General features: G+C 64.0%; 23 protein-coding genes. 8 read left to right on the top strand and 15 right to left on the bottom strand.

What is annotated here, in order from left to right:
* Positions 1–38 precede the first annotated feature (38 nt).
* From D7S86_RS27485 to D7S86_RS27460, 5 genes are all read left to right on the top strand, one after another.
* A complete protein-coding gene (locus D7S86_RS27485) occupies positions 39–419 on the top strand; it encodes a hypothetical protein (protein WP_121091313.1) in 381 nt (126 codons plus the stop codon).
* Complete coding sequence (locus D7S86_RS27480) at positions 416–667, top strand: hypothetical protein (RefSeq protein WP_121091312.1); 252 nt, start codon at positions 416–418, stop codon at positions 665–667. Before D7S86_RS27485 ends, D7S86_RS27480 begins: the two co-directional genes overlap by 4 nt.
* A 425-nt stretch (positions 668–1,092) precedes the next feature.
* Complete coding sequence (prs, locus tag D7S86_RS27470) at positions 1,093–1,908, top strand: ribose-phosphate diphosphokinase (protein ID WP_121091310.1); 816 nt, start codon at positions 1,093–1,095, stop codon at positions 1,906–1,908.
* Positions 1,909–1,928: 20 nt separating this feature from the next.
* Positions 1,929–3,662: a nicotinate phosphoribosyltransferase gene (locus D7S86_RS27465; protein ID WP_121091309.1), complete on the top strand. Its 1,734-nt coding sequence runs from the start codon at positions 1,929–1,931 to the stop codon at positions 3,660–3,662.
* A 30-nt stretch (positions 3,663–3,692) separates the two neighbouring features.
* A complete protein-coding gene (locus D7S86_RS27460) occupies positions 3,693–3,896 on the top strand; it encodes an XRE family transcriptional regulator (protein WP_121091308.1) in 204 nt (67 codons plus the stop codon).
* Between the two features lie 336 nt (positions 3,897–4,232).
* On the opposite strand, the gene D7S86_RS27450 is transcribed toward D7S86_RS27460, so the two are convergent.
* The 5 genes from D7S86_RS27450 to D7S86_RS27430 all read right to left on the bottom strand — a co-directional run bounded on the left by D7S86_RS27450 (position 4,233) and on the right by D7S86_RS27430 (position 10,547).
* Positions 4,233–6,770, bottom strand: a complete 2,538-nt coding sequence (locus D7S86_RS27450; RefSeq protein WP_147432511.1) for a phage terminase large subunit family protein — start codon at positions 6,768–6,770, stop codon at positions 4,233–4,235.
* A 134-nt stretch (positions 6,771–6,904) separates the two neighbouring features.
* Positions 6,905–7,108: a hypothetical protein gene (locus D7S86_RS27445; protein ID WP_121091305.1), complete on the bottom strand. Its 204-nt coding sequence runs from the start codon at positions 7,106–7,108 to the stop codon at positions 6,905–6,907.
* Positions 7,109–7,161: 53 nt separating this feature from the next.
* Positions 7,162–7,770 carry a hypothetical protein gene (locus D7S86_RS27440; protein ID WP_121091304.1) on the bottom strand — a complete coding sequence of 203 codons (609 nt, stop codon included), beginning with the start codon at positions 7,768–7,770 and terminating at the stop codon, positions 7,162–7,164.
* A gap of 126 nt (positions 7,771–7,896) precedes the next feature.
* A complete protein-coding gene (locus tag D7S86_RS27435; RefSeq protein WP_121091303.1) occupies positions 7,897–8,085 on the bottom strand; it encodes a hypothetical protein in 189 nt (62 codons plus the stop codon).
* A complete protein-coding gene (locus tag D7S86_RS27430) occupies positions 8,082–10,547 on the bottom strand; it encodes a hypothetical protein (RefSeq protein ID WP_121091302.1) in 2,466 nt (821 codons plus the stop codon). The genes D7S86_RS27435 and D7S86_RS27430 overlap by 4 nt, the downstream gene beginning before the upstream one ends.
* 116 nt (positions 10,548–10,663) lie before the next feature.
* Here D7S86_RS27430 and D7S86_RS27425 point away from each other — a divergent pair, with 116 nt between their 5' ends.
* The 3 genes from D7S86_RS27425 (at position 10,664) to D7S86_RS27410 (ending at position 11,846) form a co-directional block, all read left to right on the top strand.
* Complete coding sequence (locus D7S86_RS27425) at positions 10,664–10,870, top strand: hypothetical protein (RefSeq protein WP_121091301.1); 207 nt, start codon at positions 10,664–10,666, stop codon at positions 10,868–10,870.
* A 272-nt stretch (positions 10,871–11,142) separates the two neighbouring features.
* A complete protein-coding gene (locus tag D7S86_RS27415) occupies positions 11,143–11,442 on the top strand; it encodes a hypothetical protein (protein WP_121091299.1) in 300 nt (99 codons plus the stop codon).
* Positions 11,439–11,846: a hypothetical protein gene (locus D7S86_RS27410; RefSeq protein ID WP_121091298.1), complete on the top strand. Its 408-nt coding sequence runs from the start codon at positions 11,439–11,441 to the stop codon at positions 11,844–11,846. Before D7S86_RS27415 ends, D7S86_RS27410 begins: the two co-directional genes overlap by 4 nt.
* 402 nt (positions 11,847–12,248) lie before the next feature.
* On the opposite strand, the gene D7S86_RS30025 is transcribed toward D7S86_RS27410, so the two are convergent.
* The 10 genes from D7S86_RS30025 to D7S86_RS30720 all read right to left on the bottom strand — a co-directional run bounded on the left by D7S86_RS30025 (position 12,249) and on the right by D7S86_RS30720 (position 19,360).
* The gene (locus D7S86_RS30025) at positions 12,249–13,325 is read right to left on the bottom strand and encodes a Gp49 family protein (RefSeq protein ID WP_205962901.1); all 1,077 of its coding nucleotides are present in this window, start codon (positions 13,323–13,325) and stop codon (positions 12,249–12,251) included.
* Between the two features lie 150 nt (positions 13,326–13,475).
* Positions 13,476–13,616: a hypothetical protein gene (locus tag D7S86_RS29695; protein WP_158602112.1), complete on the bottom strand. Its 141-nt coding sequence runs from the start codon at positions 13,614–13,616 to the stop codon at positions 13,476–13,478.
* The gene (locus D7S86_RS27395; protein ID WP_205962900.1) at positions 13,588–14,409 is read right to left on the bottom strand and encodes a hypothetical protein; all 822 of its coding nucleotides are present in this window, start codon (positions 14,407–14,409) and stop codon (positions 13,588–13,590) included. Before D7S86_RS27395 ends, D7S86_RS29695 begins: the two co-directional genes overlap by 29 nt.
* A 65-nt stretch (positions 14,410–14,474) precedes the next feature.
* Positions 14,475–15,065 (bottom strand): hypothetical protein, encoded by a 591-nt coding sequence (locus D7S86_RS27390; protein ID WP_121091297.1) that lies wholly within the window; start codon positions 15,063–15,065, stop codon positions 14,475–14,477.
* 10 nt (positions 15,066–15,075) lie between these two features.
* Entirely contained in the window at positions 15,076–15,333 is a 258-nt protein-coding gene (locus tag D7S86_RS29340) for a hypothetical protein (RefSeq protein WP_147432510.1), read from the bottom strand.
* Entirely contained in the window at positions 15,330–16,040 is a 711-nt protein-coding gene (locus D7S86_RS27380) for a metallophosphoesterase (RefSeq protein ID WP_121091295.1), read from the bottom strand. The genes D7S86_RS29340 and D7S86_RS27380 overlap by 4 nt, the downstream gene beginning before the upstream one ends.
* A gap of 515 nt (positions 16,041–16,555) precedes the next feature.
* The gene (locus tag D7S86_RS27375) at positions 16,556–16,891 is read right to left on the bottom strand and encodes a hypothetical protein (protein WP_121091294.1); all 336 of its coding nucleotides are present in this window, start codon (positions 16,889–16,891) and stop codon (positions 16,556–16,558) included.
* Between the two features lie 366 nt (positions 16,892–17,257).
* Entirely contained in the window at positions 17,258–17,641 is a 384-nt protein-coding gene (locus D7S86_RS27365; protein ID WP_121091292.1) for a dATP/dGTP diphosphohydrolase domain-containing protein, read from the bottom strand.
* Positions 17,638–19,047, bottom strand: coding sequence for a site-specific DNA-methyltransferase (locus tag D7S86_RS27360; RefSeq protein ID WP_121091291.1), 1,410 nt, complete (start codon positions 19,045–19,047; stop codon positions 17,638–17,640). The genes D7S86_RS27365 and D7S86_RS27360 overlap by 4 nt, the downstream gene beginning before the upstream one ends.
* A complete protein-coding gene (locus tag D7S86_RS30720) occupies positions 19,037–19,360 on the bottom strand; it encodes a DUF7352 domain-containing protein (RefSeq protein WP_420813313.1) in 324 nt (107 codons plus the stop codon). Before D7S86_RS30720 ends, D7S86_RS27360 begins: the two co-directional genes overlap by 11 nt.
* Positions 19,361–19,368 lie beyond the last annotated feature (8 nt).

Raw genomic sequence — 19,368 nt, 5'->3', positions numbered from 1 at the left:
GGAGCCCTTTTCTAATGTCACGCCCCGAACAAGCACCAATGAGCGTCGCGGAGGCGTCCGAGCGCCTGGCTGCGATCGCCGCGCGCGCGCGCGCGCGCCGCGAAACACGGCTGGTCGTCCCGTTTGACCCAGGATTTGCATCGGTCGGCGGCACGCCGGCCAAAAACGTCGTTTCGATCCACGAGGGATTCGATTGGGACGCTGGGAAGGTGTTTATCGAGGTGGGTACGCCCCGCCTGTTTGCACCGACCGACGCGCAGGAACGCCTGAGGAAAACACTCGAGCGAGCGCAGAACACCATCGCATGCATCGGCTTCGCGCTTCGCTCGCGCGCGTCGGCGGACGGAAAGCTTCGGATCGTTAAGCATCACTTCGACGAATATGCGAAGCCCGTGAAGCTCTTCCAGGATCCGGCATGAGCGTCGAAACGCATCCGTTCGCCTTCATCGATCCTGTGTGCGGGAAGCCCGCATTTTTCAGGGTAGCCGTTCCCCTGTCGGGCGAGCGGATATTTGCCCCTGACTTCGAGCGACTCGACGGCACGCGAGTAGAGCTGTCCGACCCGGTCGTTTGCCTGTCGTGCATGCGACCTTTCGATCCGATGTTTGATTTGCAAGCTGGGCGCCTCATTGATCCGGCGAATTGGGTCCGGCGCGAGGCGCTTTGATGCCACGGCAGCAACAGACTTGCTTCTATTGCGCGCTCCCCGCCACGCAGCTATGCGACCACGTGCTGGGGAGGGGCTATCGGTCCGAGGCGATCGGCATCAAGACGGGAAAGGTCGAGCGCATCCCGAGCCGGGATTTTGTGCACACGTGTGACATGCCCCTGTGCACGAAGCACGCCGAACGTCGCGGGGTCATCCACATAAAGATGGGCCGGACCGGAACGTGGGACACGTACGACTACTGCCCCGAGCACCCCAAGGGCACAGAAGAAGGCCATCGCCGCGTGTTGAAGGATGGCGAAGCCCTATCGATACGCGAGGCAGTACAGGGGATCGCGCGACGCCGTGCAGGCCTCCCCGCAGCAATCAAACCAGCAATCCCGAACGCCGCTCAAGGCGAACTCTTCTGACAACAGGACTGAACAATGATCGATGTATCCGTAGTTACCGAAACAGGCTATAGGAAGCTCGACGTAAAGACCCTCACGTTCCCCGGTGGCGAGATCCACGCAACCGTTCAGGCAGACGCCGTCGCGCCCCGCGGGCTGCTGATCAGCGCAGGACTGAAAAGCTCGGCCGACGTCATGGCGCTGATCATGATCACTGACGCGCTGCGCCGCGCCTATCCGGCGGCCGGCATCATCCTTGACATGCCCTATGTCCCCTATGCACGCCAGGATCGCGTGGCCAACCGGGGAGAGTCGCTGAGCGCCAAGGTGTTTTGTGACCTGATCAACGCCCAGAAATACAGCCGCGTGCTCATTGAGGATCCGCACAGCGACGTCGTGCCCGCGCTGCTCGAGCGTGTCCAGATCGCCGACCCGGTTCTGCCTCTCTCGGCGGTGATCGACCGAATCGGCACGAAGGTCGCGCTAGTGGCACCCGATGCGGGGGCACGCAAACGCGTCCTGAAGCTCGCCTCGGCCTTCGATCTGGAAGTCGTATTTGCGGACAAGGTGCGCGACACACGAACCGGTCAGATCACGGGCACCGAGGTCCTCGGCGACCTTCCCGAATTGCCCTTGCTTGTCGTCGACGACATCTGCGACGGTGGACGGACTTTTATCGAATTGGCGAGCGCCATCAAAGCTAAGCAGGACACGCAGGGCACGCGCCACCAGCTTTTCCTCTACGTCACACACGGCATTTTCAGCAAGGGACTCGACGTGCTGCTCGAGGGATATGCGCAGGTTTTCACGCGTAACAACTGGATCAGCGACGATCGCTGCACCGTGGTCTAACTCAAACCAGAGACACAACAATGAACGCACCCATCGATCACGACGTACTCGAGAAGCAAAACGGCCTCGTGCCGTTCAACCTCGCCGACTTCTACAAGACCGGGCACCCGGGCATGTACCCGGCCGGATTAGACATGCTCGTCGCGAACTTCACGCCGCGCTCGGCTAAGTACGCGCCGGTCCTGCCGCAGCTGTTCGACGGAAAGGTCGTGTGGCTCGGCCAGCAGGGCTGGATTCAGGAATTCGTCATTGACCTGTTCGGGAAGCGATTCTTCGACGTTCCCAAGGCCAAGGCCGTGCGCAAGTTCAAGCGCCGCATGGACACCGCACTCGGACCGGATGCAGTGTCGACGGCGAAGCTCGAGGCCTTGCACGACCTCGGATATTTGCCGCTCGAGATCCGGGCACTCCCCGAAGGCTCTCGCGTGAATATCAAGGTGCCGCCGATCATCTTTATTGCCCGAGGCGAGCATTCGTGGCTCGCAACGTACTTCGAGACGCTATTCAGCTGCGAGAACTGGAAGCCGTCGACGGTCGCGACGATTGCCTTTGAATTCCGCAAGCTGCTCACGTACTTCGCGCGGCTCACGGGTGCTCCCGAGGACTTCGTTAGCTGGCAAGGCCACGATTTCTCGATGCGCGGCATGAGCGGCGTGCACGATGCGATGCGTTGCGGCCTCGGTCACTTGCTCTCATTCACCGGCACCGACACGATCCCCGCTATCGACTATGCCGAGGACTTCTACGGCGCCGACGCAGATAAGGAACTGATCGGGGGTTCGATCCCGGCGACCGAGCACAGCGTGATGACGCTTCGGATTCTGCGCGTGCTCGCGGCTCTCAAGCGCAAGCGCGGAAACGAGATTTTCACCGAGAAGCAAATGCGGTGCGTCGCCGAGCAGGAAGTGATCCGCGAGCTTGTGACCGAGGACTATCCCGAAGGCATGATTTCGATCGTCGCCGATTCGTTCGATTTCTGGAACACGATCACGGTCGTCGCGCGCGAGCTCAAAGACGAGATTCTCGCGCGCCGGCCAAATGCGCTCGGCCAGTGCAAGGTGGTGTTCAGGCCCGACTCGGGCGACCCGGTGAAGATTCTGACGGGTTACCGAAATGACGAGCTTATGTGCGACGACGATGGGCAACCGGTTGTCGACGAAGAAGGAAAATATGTCACGTGCGGACGCGCAGGCATGGGTCGTCGGATCACGGCTGCCGAGCGCAAGGGCGCGGTCGAATGCCTCTGGGATATCTACGGCGGCACGGGAACAGACAAGGGCTTCAAGGTACTCGACAGTCACGTAGGCCTGATCTACGGCGATTCGATCACACTCGAGCGTGGCGTGCGCATCCTGCGCCGTCTGGCAGACAAGGGCTTCGCGTCGAACAACGTCGTTTTCGGCATCGGCTCGTACACGTACAACATGGTGTCACGCGATACATTCGGCTTCGCGCTGAAGGCGATCTATGCCGAGGTCGGCGGCGAGTCGATAGAGATTTACAAGGATCCGGCAACCGACGACGGCACGAAGAAGTCCGCGAAGGGATTGGTGTGCGTGCGCCGCGTTGACGACGATTACGTGCTGTACGACCGGCAAGACCCTACCGTGTTCGATACCGGCTCGCTTAAGCCGATCTTTCGTGATGGGAAACTGGTACGGACGACGACACTTGCGCAAATGCGCAATCGCCTTGCCATGTCGTGGGAGTGCCCCGAGCCAGGCAGCATCGACTGGACCGGGATCATGCCATGACGCACCAATAGTCCATCACCGCAGCGACACATGACCCTGAAGACCCCAACGAGTGACGAAGTGCGCGCGGTCCGCCGCGCGGCGCGTATCAGCCAGTCGAAGGCCGCGAGCCTCGTGCATCTGAGTAGCGCGGTGCGCTGGTCCGAATACGAGCGCGGGACACGCCGCATGGACATTGCTCGTTGGGAGCTTTTCTTGCTGAAGACCCAGACGATGAGAGAACAGGCAACATGACGATCGACGAGACACAACATGGGTAGCGTGCTCGCATACCTCGATGGGCAACCTGTCCGCGAAGGCGATATCTTGTTCGGCCTAACCGGAGCCCGGTTGCGAGCCTGCGTCCCTTGGCGCCGCGACCAGCCACTCAGGATGGAGGTCTTGGAGAAGATGCCAGGTGACCCGGACTTCTGGGCGACGGGCACGCATTGGAAAGGCCAACAGGTGCTGTTCTGGCGTAAGGAAGACGTCCCGGAACCGAAGGAGCTGAATCAGTACTTACAGCTCAAAGCGCAACTAGATGCCAGAAAGCCGCGGAAGCGCCCAGTTTCCGCCCGTCGGCGATGACCCCTACCGATCCATAAACAAGATGCACGCGGGGCTGCTCGGCCTCACCAGCACCTCGCGCTCCTCGCACCACCCCCGCTCCTCGTCGAACGATGCGCAGCCGGCGCACTTCTCTGCCCCCGCCTCCTCAGTCTCCCGCTTGATATCCGCCAGAACGCGCGTCTGCGCGATCGCAATGCTTCCTTGGGGCACTTCAACCTCCTCCGCCTCGTCAGGGAATAGAAACGACGCCGTACCGTGCGCGCGAGCCCATGCGACGTTGAGCAGCATGAACGCGTACGAGAAGTGAGGGTCGATACCGACCTTGACCACGCGGCGCCGGAATTTCTTTTCCTCCTCGTCGCGCTCGGCGATCAGCGCCGTGCGCGTGAAGTGCTTAAACACGCGCTCCTCGAGGATCGGGCGCAACGATCGCTCGCCCTTGCCGTTGTCCCCGTCGTCGGTCAGCTCCTGGATAAGGGCCTTCGGATCAGGAAACACGCAAACCAGCTTCGAGATCCGCGCGAAGGCAACCTGCATCGACTTGTATTGGTCGAGCGTGACCGTGTACTGGTCGCGGTCCTCGTCGTCCGTGCGGCGCTCCGAGCGGTTCGCCCGATCGTCGCCCCACCGCAGCATGTCGCTTTCCATGTTGCCGTAGCCGGCGAGGAACACGATGCCCGGGTGGCGGTTGGCGAAGCGCTTCGCGTCGTTGTAGTTCGGCAGCGTTTCGACGACGCAAACGCGCACGCCATAGCGCTCGAGCAGCACCGAGCAGCGCGCGAACGGGTCTGCGTCGTAGACTTCCTCAGCGTGGATAATCGCCATGTGACCAGTCGGCAGCCGCTTCGCGATCAAGACCGCGTTAAATTGCCCCATCTGGTCGATGCCCATGTACGTGTCGCGGCCCCGCTCCTCCCACACGACGCCGAGCTTCATCCCGAGCGCCGCGCACGCGGCGAGCATCTCGAGGTTGACCGGAACCTGTGTGGGATCGACGTACGGCTTTCCGAGCTTCCGGTTGTAGAAGTTCTTCATGTCCTTGGCGTCGCGATACGCCTCGTACATTTCGCGCGGCGAGATCGTCGGGGACAGGAACTGTGGGAAGTGGAGCGAGCGGATCGAAGCCTCTGGGAATTTCGCGATCCATCGGCCGATCTGCGGGTCATCGATCCATCCGCCGCACGCGTGGCAGCGGTACCGGTACTCGCCCACGATGCCCGCCTCGGCCTCGCGCGGGTTCCAACGCAGCGCCGTGGGATCAAAGCCCACGCACTTGGGGAAGTGATCGTCGAGAACCTGCCCTGTGTGGCATGAGGGGCAGTCCGTGTGAAATTGGTACTGCGTGCCCTTCTTGAACCACCAGTGGATATCCTCGTCCGGCCAATTCGCGGTGGATCCCATCAGCGTGTAGCGGATCGCCGACGCCGACATACGCTCGCGGGTTTTCTCCATCGCCGCGATCTTCATTTCCTGCACTTCGTCGAACGAAACCACGTCCATCGGGTTCGACTCGGTCGTGGTCTTGCCGGACGTCCAGAGGAAATAGAAGATGGAGTTGCCGAGGTTCCGCGTAAGGACGTTGCCCTCGCCGGACTTGCCGTGCTCGGCGGCCGTCTCGGTCATCATCGAGTGCACGGCCGGCATCGTGCGCACGATGCCCATGAACCGATTCGACGACTTGCCGGCGGCGAGATCCTTCGACGGCATGAAGCTGCCGATCTTCGCCGGCGCGAAGCGAAGCGCGAGATACAGCATCGCCATCATTTCGAACACCGTGAACCCGACCTGCGTGCACTTCATGATCACGTCGATGCGCTGGAACGCCTCTTCGGCGGTCGAGGGGATCAGGTCGTAGACGAAGTGCATCGCCGGGCGATCGTCGAGCGTGAATGGCTTTTCGTCGACGTGGAGGCCTTCTTCGCCGAGCCGGATGCACCACTCGCGGAACGTCTCGCCAGGCTTGATGATCGACTGTGACGCGGTGAGCGCCACCGGCACGTCGACGAAGACGCCCTCGCGTTCCTGCGCGAACTGGTCTGCTGTGAATTTCTCGCGGTCCGCTTCGAGGCGCGCGCGGTCGAAATACGGGTTTTCTTCCGTGGGCATGCGGTATGCCGCCCATAGCACGCCGCCGGCGGCGTTCCGCGCGAGGCTCGCGAATCCGTCGCGCGCGCCGCGGGGCTTTCCGAAGATCCAGGCCGAGCCGCGCGAGCGCCCGAGCGCAGGTTCGAGCACGTCATACCAGAGCGGCTCGATGCGCGGCACGAGCTGCGCGTCGTCGACGACGATCAGCGCGAGGTGGTCCCAAAGCTCAAGGTGCTCGTCATCGAGCCGCACGAAGCGAATCGAGCCACCCGTGATTAGTTCGACGCGGGGCCGATCGGGACGCCCGTCGACGAGGTGGTGAATGAGGGAGAAGACGCGCCGCTTGGCGACCGTTACAGCGGCCTCGTCGGGCACGCAGAAGGCGACGTGATACCCGTTGAGCGCGCCAAATTGCGAGAGCAGCAGGACGTCGATCGCCGTCGTGCTCTTGCCGCACTGCTCGCCGCCGTGCACGAGATTGAAACGCGCGAGGCTACTCGCGATGCGTTCCTGCCCTTCGAACAGTTCAGGAAACTCACACTCGACAGACTGCACCTTTGCGACCCCACGAAAGCCCGATAAACACGGGCAATCGTGGTGTCACGACCTCACTGCACGACCCAGGCCGACTCGGTCAGCTTCGCGCCGCTCGTATCGTAGGTGCACGTCTTGACTCGGGTGACGGCGCCGTCAAAGCAGGTATCGGTCAGGCGGTTTCCGTCGTCGTCGTTCGTGTAGACGTGCGCGAGCGAGTTGGGGTCGAACGAATTGCCTTTCGAATCGACGACGACGATCTGAATGCGTGCGGACATTTCTGGGCCTCGGGAGGGGTATGCGAAGGCCTCTAGGCTTGCGTCACGACGCGTCAGTCGGCGAAGTTGTGCCCGGTCTTCTTGAAGCCTTTCAGCGTGCCGTCGCGCTCGGTCGGGAAGGTGTGCCCGGCGCCGGTGTGGACGACCATCCGGCCCACGCCGCGCTGCGTGTGCGAATACTCGTGTTTCTCGCCGTCCGGCCCCTCGATTTCATCGCCTTCGCGCAGGTCCGTGTGGTGGAGTCCACCGGAAGCGGCCGGCGCCGCGGCTTTCGACTTGCGCTGCACCACTACATGCACCGTGCCGTTGTTGTGCCAAATTTCGCCGGCGTGCGAGGCCGACTCGTACTGTTCGGCCCCCGAGATAGTGTCCGTACCTTTGCGCTTGAGACCGGCCGCCGAGAACGTCGCGCGCGCGTGCTCCATCGCGTGCGCCTTGTCGCCGGCGCCCACACGAATCCCCCGGCTCGACTGATTGGGCAAATGGCTCACGCTGTGTTCCTCGTGGTGGCCTCCCGAATACGTTGCCGCTTCCACGATCGAGCGGTGGCGCGGTACCGCCGAGCGCGCGCTCGTTTCGTGCGCCTGCACAACGGTGCCGTCCGAGCGAGTGTAGGAGCCGACGTGCGCCTTCAGGAACAGGACCGGCTTTGCTTTGCTCATGCGATACCCCACGGTTGGATCAGGAAAGTGACAGCATGTTTGCATCACGACGACCGTCGAGCGAGGGAAAATTCGGACGCAAAAAAGCCCGCGCGCGGCGGGCTTCTCGGCGGCATAGGGTGAGGTTCACCCCGGCGCTTTCGGCAAGCTAGGGTGCGGCAAAGGTCCGTCATAGCCCTCGTGCGGCGGGTTTTCGACCGCGATGTCCCAGGACGTCGACGACGGCTCGTCGAGCTCGGCCATGAGGTCTTGCATCCCGTCGGCCGCGTCGGCCGGCACGGGATTCTCCTCGTCGTGCTCAAAAATGACGTTCACTGTGCTTGACTCCTATCGGGACTGACGTACTTCGCGAACCTTAGCATGGTTCGCTCGTGGGACAGCTTCATCACGCCGTTCCAATCCGTGCCGAGCAAAAGCTCCTTCCCGACCGCGCGCTCGCCGACCTTCATGTCGGCGATAACCCAGAGCGTCTCCGGAGAGTCGCTGTCGAGCACGGTGTTGATTTTTGCAACGATCGACGGATCCAGTGCGGGCAACTGCACCGACCGGCGCCCTTGCGTCGCGCGCGAGATTGACCCGTTTGCGATCGATGACAAGCGATTGCGCAGCGTCGCGCGGAGGTTTCCCCAATTCTTCGGCAGATAACCGAACTTCGCCCAGGCATAGCCCCCCACGTCGATATTGGCGTACACAGATACCTCGGCCACGCCGAGCGCCTTGTAGACCCCCATCGAGTTGCGGAACAGCTGTTTTCCTGACCCGCCGCCCGTGCTCCCGGCCTTGAAATACGCGTGGTACACCGACAGCGGGCCACCGGCGGTGTCTCGTTTGAATCGACGCGTGATCGATGTTCCGTCCGATCCGTGATACTGGACCTCGATTTGCGCCGGCGAGGCGGTCGCAGTGATGGCGAACGTCACGCCGAAGCCGTAGTCGACGACCATCTGCTTGAACATGACGTCAGCCTGCTCCTTCGGAACACCGAGCACGCGCTGCGCATCGACGTCGGAGATGTGCGAGTTGAGGACGCGGACGTTTGCACCGACCGCCGCGCGCGGCCGGAAGATCTGTTCGATGGATCCTAGGCGCGCCTCCACCGCCGCCGCGGCGCGCCGGATAGCCTCTTGCTCGGCGCGCTGGCGCTCGGCCGCAGCTGCTGCCTCCGCCGCGATCACCTCAGGTGTGCGCGGCGCCCAATTTCCCGCCTGATATTCGCGAGCGCGCTGCTGCAGCGAGGTCGGCTGCGCGAGGTACCGGCGGTTCAACTCGGCCATGCGCGGATCGGGAAACTGCACACCAGGCATGTTCGTGCGCACGCTCAACGGCACGTTGGGGCGCGGCACGAACCCGAGCACGACCTCGGAGTACCCGAGCGGGTTCGCGGCGATCGCGGGGTTCTGTGAGTCGGGCAACGGGGGCGGGCTCTCCGCCTCGGGAACAGCGGTCTCCGCGGGCTGCTCGCGCGGCGGGGCCGCGGCCGGCGCTGGTGCCTCGCGAGCCGCAACGATTCGCGGCGCGCGCGACGCTTCTCCTTCGGCACTGACGCCCGGCACGGGCGCGCCAGCGATGTCGACGCCGAAGTGTGCAAGCAGCGCGCGCTTGTAATTGTCGGCCGCGTCCAGGTACCGGTTGCCGCGGGACGTGTTGATCGCCTGAATCGCTGCAACCGGGTCGGCCGCGCGCGCGGCGTCGTGCAGCATGTTGATTTTGCGTTGAGCGGCGAGCAGCGCCGTGTTTTGCATGTTCGCGCCGGAGAGCTGCGGGGGCGCCGGCGGCGGTGTTTCAACGGCGCGCTGAGCCTCGGCAGGCGTCAGGTTCTGCGCCGCGGCCAGCAGCGCGGCCCGGTAGTCGTCGACGCGGGCGTAGTTCGCGCGCGTGCGCGACGTCGAGAAACTCGAGATCCCGTCGACATCTCCCGCCTCGGCCATGGCACGCAGTGCGGCGACCCGGCGCGTGCACCCTGCATTCGAGGCGCTCGTCTCGGGGAATGTCGGCGCAACGACCGCGCGCATCGCCCCGGCGTGCCGATCGCGGTCGGCCGCCGAGGGCGTTGGCGCAACAGGCTGCTCGGGCGGCGTGGAGGCCGGCTGTTCGGCCTGTTCGCTCTCGGGCGTCTGACGATGCCAGCGGCCGCCCTGCAGGACGTACGTCACGCCGTCGACCGTCTTCGTATCGCCGTCGCTCGGCGTGTCGGTTTCGCGCGCGCGAGATTCCGGCCCGGACGTTTCCGCCGCGACGACGCGCGGAGGTGCGGCCGAGGGAACTGGCGTCGGCGTGGCCGGCGAATTCGGATGCTCGGCGTCCGCTGCCACGGGCGGCGAGTTCAGATGATCAGTGCGCCCGGTCTGCCGCACCTCGTCGAGCAGCGCGAGCTTGCGATCGCTGGGGAGCGCATGGAACGCGCGCCACTGCGCCGGCGTCGGGTTGCGGCCAGCCAGCGCCGCGGTTCGCCACATTGACACGGCGGCCGCGCGCGATGCCTTGTCTTGGATCTTCGTGGCGTGGTGAAGCAGAAGATTCACGCGGTCCCCGTGATCCATCGCGTTGAACCAGTCGTGCTGCGCGAGTTTTGCGTGCGCCTGGCGTTGAGAGTGCGAACCTCGGCCCGCCAAGACCTTCGTGTCGCTGTGGTCGATGGCGACATTCACCGTGGCGTAGTGGCCCACCACCACCGTGCCGTCGTGGCGGGTGTACGCAGGCACGTAGACCTGCTTCTTCGATACCGCTTTGAGCAGCAGCACAGCGCGCGGCCTTACCGCATGGAGCATTTCGGTCATGCGAAGCCTCATATGAATTCGCTTCGAGGCTACTGTCACGACGACCACGAATAGCGGTTGACTGTGTTTTGATTGATGCGCATGATTCAACCATCGAGAACGCAACGGAGACGCAAATGGAAAGCACAAACAGCACGCGCTACACGGTCGGACTCAACATGCAATGCCACCAGGTCGTGTGCAAGGTCGAACTCATCGAAACGCGCGAGCCCGACGAAAACGGATTCGATTGCGTGATTTTGTCCGGCAAGATTCGCGTCCTCGCCTCGCAAAACGAGCTCTACATGTCGCGCAAGGAAGCGCGCGCGGCATTCAAGCCGTGAGCGCCAGTAAGGGGGCGCCTCGCCAGCTAACCGGGCGCGGTGGCGCGGGCCGCGGGCAAGGCCGCAAAGCCATCGACGCAGCAGGCAAGCTCCACCGCAAGTCGGTCACGTTGGACGAGCAGTCGATCGCCACCCTGCGCGCGTTCGGGGATGGGGATCTATCCGTCGGCATTCGCCGCGCCGCGACCGCAATTCGACCGGCCGAGGAATAAAACGGGCACGCGCTCGTGTCGGTTTATGATGTCCAAACCACCGATAAACACGAGCGAAACATGGACAATCAACGCACCGGATATGCGGTGATGGCGCAGGCACTCGGCGTCGACGAGACGGCGCTGCGCGCGGTCACCGAGTCATGGGCCGCCGACCCGAGCAAGCCGCCGGCGACGTGGCGCTATCTCGAGGATCGCGTGCGCGACGCGACCGAGGTCGCCCGGCAGTTGAACAACACGAACGTGCTCGAGCACATGATCCGGGAATCGCTCGACGACGCCGACATACCTGCGACGCTGCCGACGCTCGGCGTGCCGCGATTTACCGTCCACGATGGCGGAAAGAAAGGTGACGAATGACCCCGAGCGAAGCCACCCACTACGAGTGGATCAAGCACGTCATCGAGATGCTGCCGGAATGGGGAATCGTGCTCACGGGGGCTAAGGGTGTCGGCGAGATCCCCAACGAGCAATCGCGCTACGGAACGGCATGGCCCGGTGCGCCGCGATATCCGCACCCGATGAAGGGAAGCGTTGTGCTCGGCGTGTTCAAAGAATTCGACCTGTATCTGTGCGAGCAGGCGGCGTTGCCGCCGACGTTGGTCGCCCGCCACGGTGCCGACGGCGCATATACGAGCTTCAACCCGACTCTGCGGCACGACGCCGATCTGAAGGAACAGCATCCCGCCATCCAGGAGGCGTACGCGCGCGCCGCGGCACTCGGGTATGGAGCGATGCTCGGCGTTTCGCGCCCAGAGCGCTAACCCACCACAGAGGGAACCATGACGAGCAACGGATCGACCGACCTCACGATACCCCGGCACCCGGGTCGCGACGCGTGGCCGCACTGCGCGGTGTGCGACGGCCCGGTCGATTTGGTTGACATCGAATACGAGACACGCCCCGTGTGGCATCCAAGTGGCGGATACGTCGTGCGAAACGAGTACACGGGTGGGATGTCACTCACGGTGCGCTGCCACGGTGAGGAATGGCATGCCCGGCTGAGAGGCGACGGCACGTGGGCGGTGCGCGCCGTCGCATAGAGGATCAGCGGACGCGGCGGGCGCGTCGCACCAAGAAGGCGATGGCGGCGGCCGCGCCGGCGACAAAGCCGACCCCGACGCAACCCAGGACGACGTCGAACAGCTCGTGGAGGCTCAGATACATCACTGCCCTTCCAGCACGAACCAGTCGTTCGCGAGCAAGTCCGTCTGCGAGGCGAGCCAGCCCATCAGGATCTCACCCGTCGCGGTCTTCATCGTCACAGAGGGCAGCACGTCGGCCGCTCCCGATTCGGTCGACGCCGCGTAGGCTCGGTTCGGCCGAGCCCAGAACTTGTCGGCAGGGACCGCACTCACGCCCGGCGACAGCGCGAGCCACATGTCCTTTCCGTTCCAGCCGCGCCGCGCGACGCGCTCGCCATCCTTCAGCGCCGCGATCGCGCCGCCGATATCCATGTCGGAATGCGCTTGCGGGCGCGCCGCGACGCCAGTCGAATGCTTTTCGGGCGCCAACGTACCGGCCGCGGCGACCACAGAGCCGGTGCAGTTCACATTGCCATCGATCGTCACTTCGCCCGGGGTCCAGATGTGGCACCGCATATCTTGGTCGATTCTGACGGTCACCTCGCCAAGCGCGTACGTGATGTCGCCCAAGCGCCCGTTGATGCGCGCGCGCAGCAGGTAGTCCTCCAGTTCCCACAGCTTGTCATAGACCTTCTGGCGCGCCTGTTCCAGCGCGATATTGCGCCCCATGAAAGCGTTGAAATTTTCCGGCGACACGCACGCCGAATGACCGGACGCGAGATAGAAGCCGTCGAGGAACGCATGCGCGAACGTCGACGTGCTCCCGGACGGCTGTTCAAATTTCCAGTCGACGCGCTCGAACAGCGCCTCGATGGCCTCGCGAGCAACGCTCGGGCCGATGCGCGTCTGCGCGTCGCCGCCGCGCGGCGCCGATTCCGTCGTCTCGAGCTTTCCGACGGGGTCGATTCCCACGACTCGACGGCCATCTTCCTTGTTCGCTTGGCCGACCTGGTAGGGCATCCATTTCGCGAAGCCGCCCCATTGCAATTCGGCGTCCCCGGGGTGGATCAGCGTGACGCTCGTGCGAACGTGGCGCGCCCCGACATGGTCCGTCACGTCGAGGTTGACCATGCTGTCGGACCACACGTAGATGACCGTGGCGTCGAGCGGCTGAACCTCGTCGTTCGTTTTGATCTCGCCATCGCGTGCGAGCGGCACGTACCAGACCTTGCGGCCGATCGACGGCGCAATCACTTTCTTTTCACTCATCAACCTTCACCTTCGCAGACGGGGGAATTTCGGGAAGCTCCGGCGCGCTCGGCCCGTACACCCAGCAGAGCCACCAGAGGCAGAGAAACAGCGGATTCATCAGATGTCGGCCGCCGAGAAGAACACGCAGAGCGCGCACAGCGCGAAGATCTGGTGGCCAGTCACAGCGAGCACGGTCATTGAACCGAGCGCGGCGACCGCGAGAACGGTCCTATGCAGAAATTTCTGATACGTGGTCATCTGGCTCCTCAATCACTTTCACGTCGGGCAGCGGCTCAAGGCCGGCGGTTACCGCAGCGCGCACCCGGTCGAGTTCGCGTCGCAGTCTCACGATTTCATCGTCACGATTGAGCCGGTGCGCGACGTCGGTCGCTGCGCGCGCAATCGCGTACGCGCTGGACGTAGGCTCGAGGCCGAGCACATCGCAGAGCGCGCGACGTCCCTCATCGATACGCGCGGCTTCCCGATTCGCGGCATCGACCGCATCCTTCACGACCCGGTCGCGCTCGCGCTGCGCGTCCTTGGCCGCCGCCTCGAGCTGCTCCGTAGCCTGCCGAAGGCGCGTCGTCGCGCGCGCGTGGTCCTGCACGGCGCGCATGACCGTGTCGCCGAGCCGGGTCCGGGCCTGCTCCGACATCCCCCACACGGATGACGCCCGGTCGCGGATCTCCGCGCGCTGACGCCCCACCCCGTCGATCAGCAGCTTCTGCCACGCCGCAAGCGGGAGGTTGTCTACGGCGCGCAGCGTGGGACCCTTGACCGTGTGCCAGCCCTCGGCGCCGCGCACCATGAGCCCGCACCCGTGGGGGATATCCGCCTTCCCTATGAGCCCTTGGGGCACGCAGAAGACGACGCCGGCCGCGTACGACAGATATTTCGTCCACTTCCCCGCCGTCACGTCGCGCCGGAAGTCGGCGACGCTGATCTTGCATTCGTAGGCGATCGGCGTGAACTTCGCGTATGACTTGGGCACGGCGTACACGTCCGGGCGCGGCGAGCCCGCGGGCCCGAGCTGCATGTCGGTCCAGACCATCCGATCTGTCGCTGCCGAGAGATGGTCCGCGAGGTCCCGCGCGAGAGCGTCGTGCTTCCAGCCCATCAGTGCCCCGCGACGATGGGCGCCGACGCGCCGCGCGCCGGGAGAGGAAGCCGTCCCGCGTACTTGCCGATCAGCACGTACGTGAGCCATATGCCGCCGGCGAGCGCCACCGCGACGAGCACGACCGCGAGCATGATCGGCCACGCATCGTTGTCGTCGAAGAGATCGCCCACGTCGCCAAGCGCGTCGAAAATCCCGCCATCTGCGGCCTGGTAGACGTTGTAGGCCATGGAAAACGTGTTGTAGGTCGCGGACCCCATGTCGAGGATGCTGCGCGTGCGGAACGCGATGATCCATGACTCGATGGTGATGATCAGGCCGGTACCGAGCGCGGGAATGATCACCAGCAAATACCAAAGCGCCGCGGCGCCGTGCGCGACCTTGGGCGGCATATGTCCGCTCGCGAACAGCACATAGCCGAGCACGAACCCGATCACGCTGCTGAAGCCGATCGCGGCCTGCGTGGCGCCGCACCACGCGAGCACGCGCGAGAAACCGCCGAGCGCGCGGGACTCGGCCCAGATGCCGCCGACCACCCAGCAGTTAAGCCAGCTGATACCGAAGTTCAAAGCGAGAAGAAACACGATCATGGATGACCTGTTAGGGTTTGCCGGCGCTCGCCGGCGGGTGGGAAACGTCGACCAGCACGCGATAGGCAACATCGGGCATCGGGTCGGAGAAAGGCGCGGCCGGTACCGGCGCGGGGGGTGCTTGCGGATCGGCGACGACGCATTCGATCCAGTGGGGCGGATAGCCGAGCCCGACAGGCAGAGAGGTATCGGCCGCGAAACGACCGTCCCCGAGATGGCGCCACCCGTTCACGAGAGCGCCGACAGGCAGCTCAAATTGAACGTTCATACCTGCGCCGCCACCTGGTAGACGAGGCCGTCGGCCGGCCGCAGTTGAATAACCGTCAGGGGTCGGCCTTCGAGAAAGGCACCCGTGTCGATATGCACGACGTTGCCCAGCTCGAGCACGCTCTTTACCGGCGTGTGCCCAACAAACACCGCGGCGACACCGTCAACCCATGTGGTATCCCCATGTTTGACGCGCGCGCGTGACCACATCGAAGCGCTGAGAAGCGCCTCGCGATCACGCGAATCGAAGCCTTCCCCTGCCCGGGCTTTGAAGTCGTCCCAGTGCGCCAGCGGACAGTCGGCGTGCACGATGCCGACACGGAGTTCGTCGCCGATGTCGATCTCGATGCCATTGGGCAGCACATCGAAGGCGTCGACGTAGGCCGTGCGCGCGAGCTGCGGCATTCCGACGAACCACGATCCGCCGTGCTGCGTCTGATCCTCATCCGAAACCTCGCCGCGGGCGTAGTCGATGGCGACGGCTTCGTGATTGCCGCGAACCGCGTGGAACCACGGCTGCGCGAGGAACTCAAGCACGCGCTCCGACTCCGGCCCGCGATCGATCAAATCACCCACAGAAAACAGGCGATCGTTCGACGCGTCGAACGATATGCGGGCCATGGCGGCTTCGAGACGGCTGTAGGCACCGTGGATATCACCGACGACGAAATCGCGGCCTGTAGCGTTCTTTGGAAAGCTCTTGAACATGTCCGAAAACGTGGTCAGTACGGAATGGGCAGTCCGAAATGTGATGGGTTAGATTTCGGACTCACCCTTTAGGGCCACCCGAAAACGCTCGTTTTCGGATGGGGTTTGTGCGAGGAAACCCTCGCTTTCATCGAAATAAGCGCGCCCATTCGCCTACCTCGTACCGACCGCAACGAAACCCGTCCAGTCGATACGTCTGGCCATCGATGTGCAGAGTCGTCGAGGGAGGCACAGGTGGAGGCGGCACAGGCCGTGCCGCGGGAAGATCGCCCGTGACCACTACTTGCATCGTGCGGCCGCCGAGCCGGAACAAAAGACCGAATATCGAGCGACGCGCCGTCCGACGCTGACGAGCGTTCATTGCGATGCTTTCGGCACGACGCACTCGAAACCGATCTCGCTGTACCAGACATATGCGCGCCCGCGCTCCACGCACATTCCTTTCTCGTGCATGAATAGGCATGCCATGAAGACGGAGACGGCCAGCGTGACGATGCCGCTAATCAGATCGAATCTCACCGCTCGTCCTCGGTTTGCGTCTTGCCCACCTGATGGCTGCCGAGTTCGGCGATTCCGACGCCACTGATCCCGACGTATTCCTTACCCGTCTGCGAATCCTCGAGCACATAGATGCCCCGGCGCTCCCCGTACGCCAAGCCATCGGCGAAGACGCCCACGCGCGCGACCGAGAAGCGCGGCGCGACTACGGGATGCAGAGGCGACGACGCCGGTACGGGGGCCGCCTGCGCGCCTGGCGACTGCGTGGCGAGCGGCGTGTCCGGAGGGTAGTTGTCGTTACAGCCAGAAAGCGAGATGGCCGCGACGAGCGCCGCGAGGATCAGTTTCAACATGGTTTTTTGTCCTTGAATGAGAAGCCATCGAAATGGGTAGGGAGAGCGAGCGCGTCGCCCGCGAACATGTGAGTCTCGGCGGCCGAGAACACAGCTCGCATATGGGCCGGCAACTCCGCGTGCCAACGCAGGTAGTCCCGGCACCGGGACCGGCGGCCGATGCGGCGCTGACGAGCATTCATTGACCGAGCCCCGCGAGGAAGTCGCGCTCGCGCTGACACTGCGAGCACAACGCCGGGCCACCGCAGCGGGCTTTGTGACCCAACGGATGGGGTTGCACGTGGCCGTGCGATTGAGAGGCAGGGAACGCCTTGTGCAAGGCGTCGTCTGCCGTCATGCCGGATTGAAGCGGACCGGTATCGAGCATCAGGCCACCGCGACAAATTCGATCGACACGGGGCGCCGCGCATGCGCCTCGCGCAGGATCAGTTCGAGACGCGCAAGCGCATTCCAGGCGACCGACGTCGCGTGGCGAACTTCTTCGAAGCCGGGCGTGTTCTCGTCGAACACTTCAAGGCCTTCGGCCAAACGATGGCGGTCCATCGCATCGGTGAAGCGCTCGATGCCCCGCTCAACTTGCAGCCACGAGCCGGGTGAGTACTTCAGCCGAACGGCGATCGTGCCGAGCTGAGCGATAGCTAGAATCGCGCGCGGCATGTCGTTCAAGATCAACGACGGGCGCACCTTTTGCGCGTCGGTCTTCGCGCCCATCACGCGCGAGTCGAGTCCTTTCGGATCGGTTTCGATCACTGCTGCTTCTCCTTCACGGGGAATTCCTCGCCTGTGCGAGCGTTGACCGGCACGCGGCCGGTGAATGCGTAGTAGCGCTGGCAGATCACGTCGACGAACTTGGGGTCAAGCTCCATCAGGCGTGCGCACATGCCCATTTCTTCAGACGCGATCAGCGTCGATCCGGAGCCGCCGAACGCGTCGACGACGATGTCGTTGTGGCGCGCGCTGTTGCGCAGGAACTTCGCGACCAGGCCGACTGGCTTGGTGGTTGGATGCAGCGCCGAGCGCGCGGGCTTTTCGTGGAACACGAGCGACGACTCCATGCGCTCAACCTTCGCGGCGCCGTCGACGACGAACGTCTGATTCCCCACGCGCACGACCCAGCGACCGTCGGCCTGCTGTTCGAACGGAGAGCCCTCGCCATACTCGAGCACAGTGGTTTGCTTGCGTCCGCCAAACCAGCGGTGCCCAGCGCCCTGCTTCCAGCCGTAAAGGATTGGCTCGTGCATCCACTGATAGTCCGAGCGGCCAAGGACGAACTGGTCTTTGCGCCAGATCAGGCAGCCGGCCAGCTTGAGCCCCGCTTGTTTGAACGCCCTGCGGAAGTTGTAGCCCTCGGAATCCGCGTGCGCGACATAGATGGCGGCACCGGGCTTCATGATCGAGAACAGCGCGATGTGGACGTCAAGCAGGAATTGCGCGAACTGCTCGTCGCCCATATCGTCGTTCTTGATCTTGCCGGCCACGCCCTCGTAAGCGACGTTGTACGGCGGATCGGTCCAGACGATATCGGCCATCTCGCCGGCCATCAGCGTGTCCCACGAATCCAGCATCGTGGAGTCGCCGCACATCACCCGGTGCGCGCCCAGGATCCACACATCCCCGAGCACCGAATGCGGATCGGGCGGCACATCTGGAATGGCATCGGGGTCCTTGCCGTTCGGGTCGAGCTGCTCGGGCGTGAGAAGGTCTTTGATCTCGTCGAGCTCGAAGCCCGTCAGCGAGAGATCGAAGCCTTCGGTCTGCAACTCCTCGAGTTCGATCCGGAGCATGTCCAGATCCCACCCGGCGTTCAGCGCGAGCTTGTTGTCCGCGATGACGTACGCGCGGAACTGCGCATCAGACCAACCCGACGCATCGATCGCCGGCACAAGGCCATTTGGATAGGCATCAGCGCCCTGCGAGCGGCCCGGCGGCGGATAGATGCCCTTCCCCGCCTCGATCAGCTTTCGCACCGCGGCGAGCGTGCCGTGCCCCTTCGCGATCGTGCCGTCGCGCACGACGATCGCGCCGACCAGCCCGAACTCATCGATCGACGCGGCGAGCTGCGCGACCTGGTCGTCGCTATGCGTGCGGGAGTTCCGCGCGTACGGAAGCAGGTCGCTGATCGAACGCAACGTAAAGCCGTGTTGGTCAGCAACCATGCGTCACCCCGCTGTGCGTCTTTCCGACGTGAAGGTGCGACGGGACGGCGAGGATGCGTACGCACGCGTGCCACACCAAAGGCCCTTCGAAGAACGTGTTCAACACGAAGACGTCGTCGGGGATCGGATCGCCAGTGCCGACCACGAACACCTCGAATTCGGTGTCAGCCGGCAAACCGGTCGGGACGCCCCCCCAGACCATGAAGCGGCCGTCTTGCACGTCGACGCGCGATAGCGTTGCAGACCCCGGAAGACGGAGCACCGTAGGCTCTTGGCCGCGTCGCGCGACCTCGTACTTGAAAACCTTTCTCACATTGCCCT

The organism is Pararobbsia silviterrae, assembly GCF_003628125.1.
GTDB classification, from domain to species: Bacteria; Pseudomonadota; Gammaproteobacteria; order Burkholderiales; family Burkholderiaceae; genus Pararobbsia; species Pararobbsia silviterrae.
This window is presented reverse-complemented; position numbering and strand designations above follow the sequence as displayed.

Excerpts from the sequence above, each read along its gene's own strand:
- D7S86_RS27485 (WP_121091313.1), top strand. The coding sequence starts at position 39 with ATGAGCGTCGCGGAGGCGTCCGAGCGCCTGGCTGCGATCGCCGCGCGC.
- D7S86_RS27480 (WP_121091312.1), top strand. The coding sequence starts at position 416 with ATGAGCGTCGAAACGCATCCGTTCGCCTTCATCGATCCTGTGTGCGGG.
- prs (WP_121091310.1), top strand. The coding sequence starts at position 1,093 with ATGATCGATGTATCCGTAGTTACCGAAACAGGCTATAGGAAGCTCGAC.
- D7S86_RS27465 (WP_121091309.1), top strand. The coding sequence starts at position 1,929 with ATGAACGCACCCATCGATCACGACGTACTCGAGAAGCAAAACGGCCTC.
- D7S86_RS27460 (WP_121091308.1), top strand. The coding sequence starts at position 3,693 with ATGACCCTGAAGACCCCAACGAGTGACGAAGTGCGCGCGGTCCGCCGC.
- D7S86_RS27445 (WP_121091305.1), bottom strand. The coding sequence starts at position 7,108 with ATGTCCGCACGCATTCAGATCGTCGTCGTCGATTCGAAAGGCAATTCG.
- D7S86_RS27440 (WP_121091304.1), bottom strand. The coding sequence starts at position 7,770 with ATGAGCAAAGCAAAGCCGGTCCTGTTCCTGAAGGCGCACGTCGGCTCC.
- D7S86_RS27430 (WP_121091302.1), bottom strand. The coding sequence starts at position 10,547 with ATGACCGAAATGCTCCATGCGGTAAGGCCGCGCGCTGTGCTGCTGCTC.
- D7S86_RS27425 (WP_121091301.1), top strand. The coding sequence starts at position 10,664 with ATGGAAAGCACAAACAGCACGCGCTACACGGTCGGACTCAACATGCAA.
- D7S86_RS27415 (WP_121091299.1), top strand. The coding sequence starts at position 11,143 with ATGGACAATCAACGCACCGGATATGCGGTGATGGCGCAGGCACTCGGC.
- D7S86_RS27410 (WP_121091298.1), top strand. The coding sequence starts at position 11,439 with ATGACCCCGAGCGAAGCCACCCACTACGAGTGGATCAAGCACGTCATC.
- D7S86_RS29695 (WP_158602112.1), bottom strand. The coding sequence starts at position 13,616 with ATGACCACGTATCAGAAATTTCTGCATAGGACCGTTCTCGCGGTCGCC.
- D7S86_RS27395 (WP_205962900.1), bottom strand. The coding sequence starts at position 14,409 with ATGGTCTGGACCGACATGCAGCTCGGGCCCGCGGGCTCGCCGCGCCCG.
- D7S86_RS27390 (WP_121091297.1), bottom strand. The coding sequence starts at position 15,065 with ATGATCGTGTTTCTTCTCGCTTTGAACTTCGGTATCAGCTGGCTTAAC.
- D7S86_RS29340 (WP_147432510.1), bottom strand. The coding sequence starts at position 15,333 with ATGAACGTTCAATTTGAGCTGCCTGTCGGCGCTCTCGTGAACGGGTGG.
- D7S86_RS27380 (WP_121091295.1), bottom strand. The coding sequence starts at position 16,040 with ATGTTCAAGAGCTTTCCAAAGAACGCTACAGGCCGCGATTTCGTCGTC.
- D7S86_RS27375 (WP_121091294.1), bottom strand. The coding sequence starts at position 16,891 with ATGTTGAAACTGATCCTCGCGGCGCTCGTCGCGGCCATCTCGCTTTCT.
- D7S86_RS27360 (WP_121091291.1), bottom strand. The coding sequence starts at position 19,047 with ATGGTTGCTGACCAACACGGCTTTACGTTGCGTTCGATCAGCGACCTG.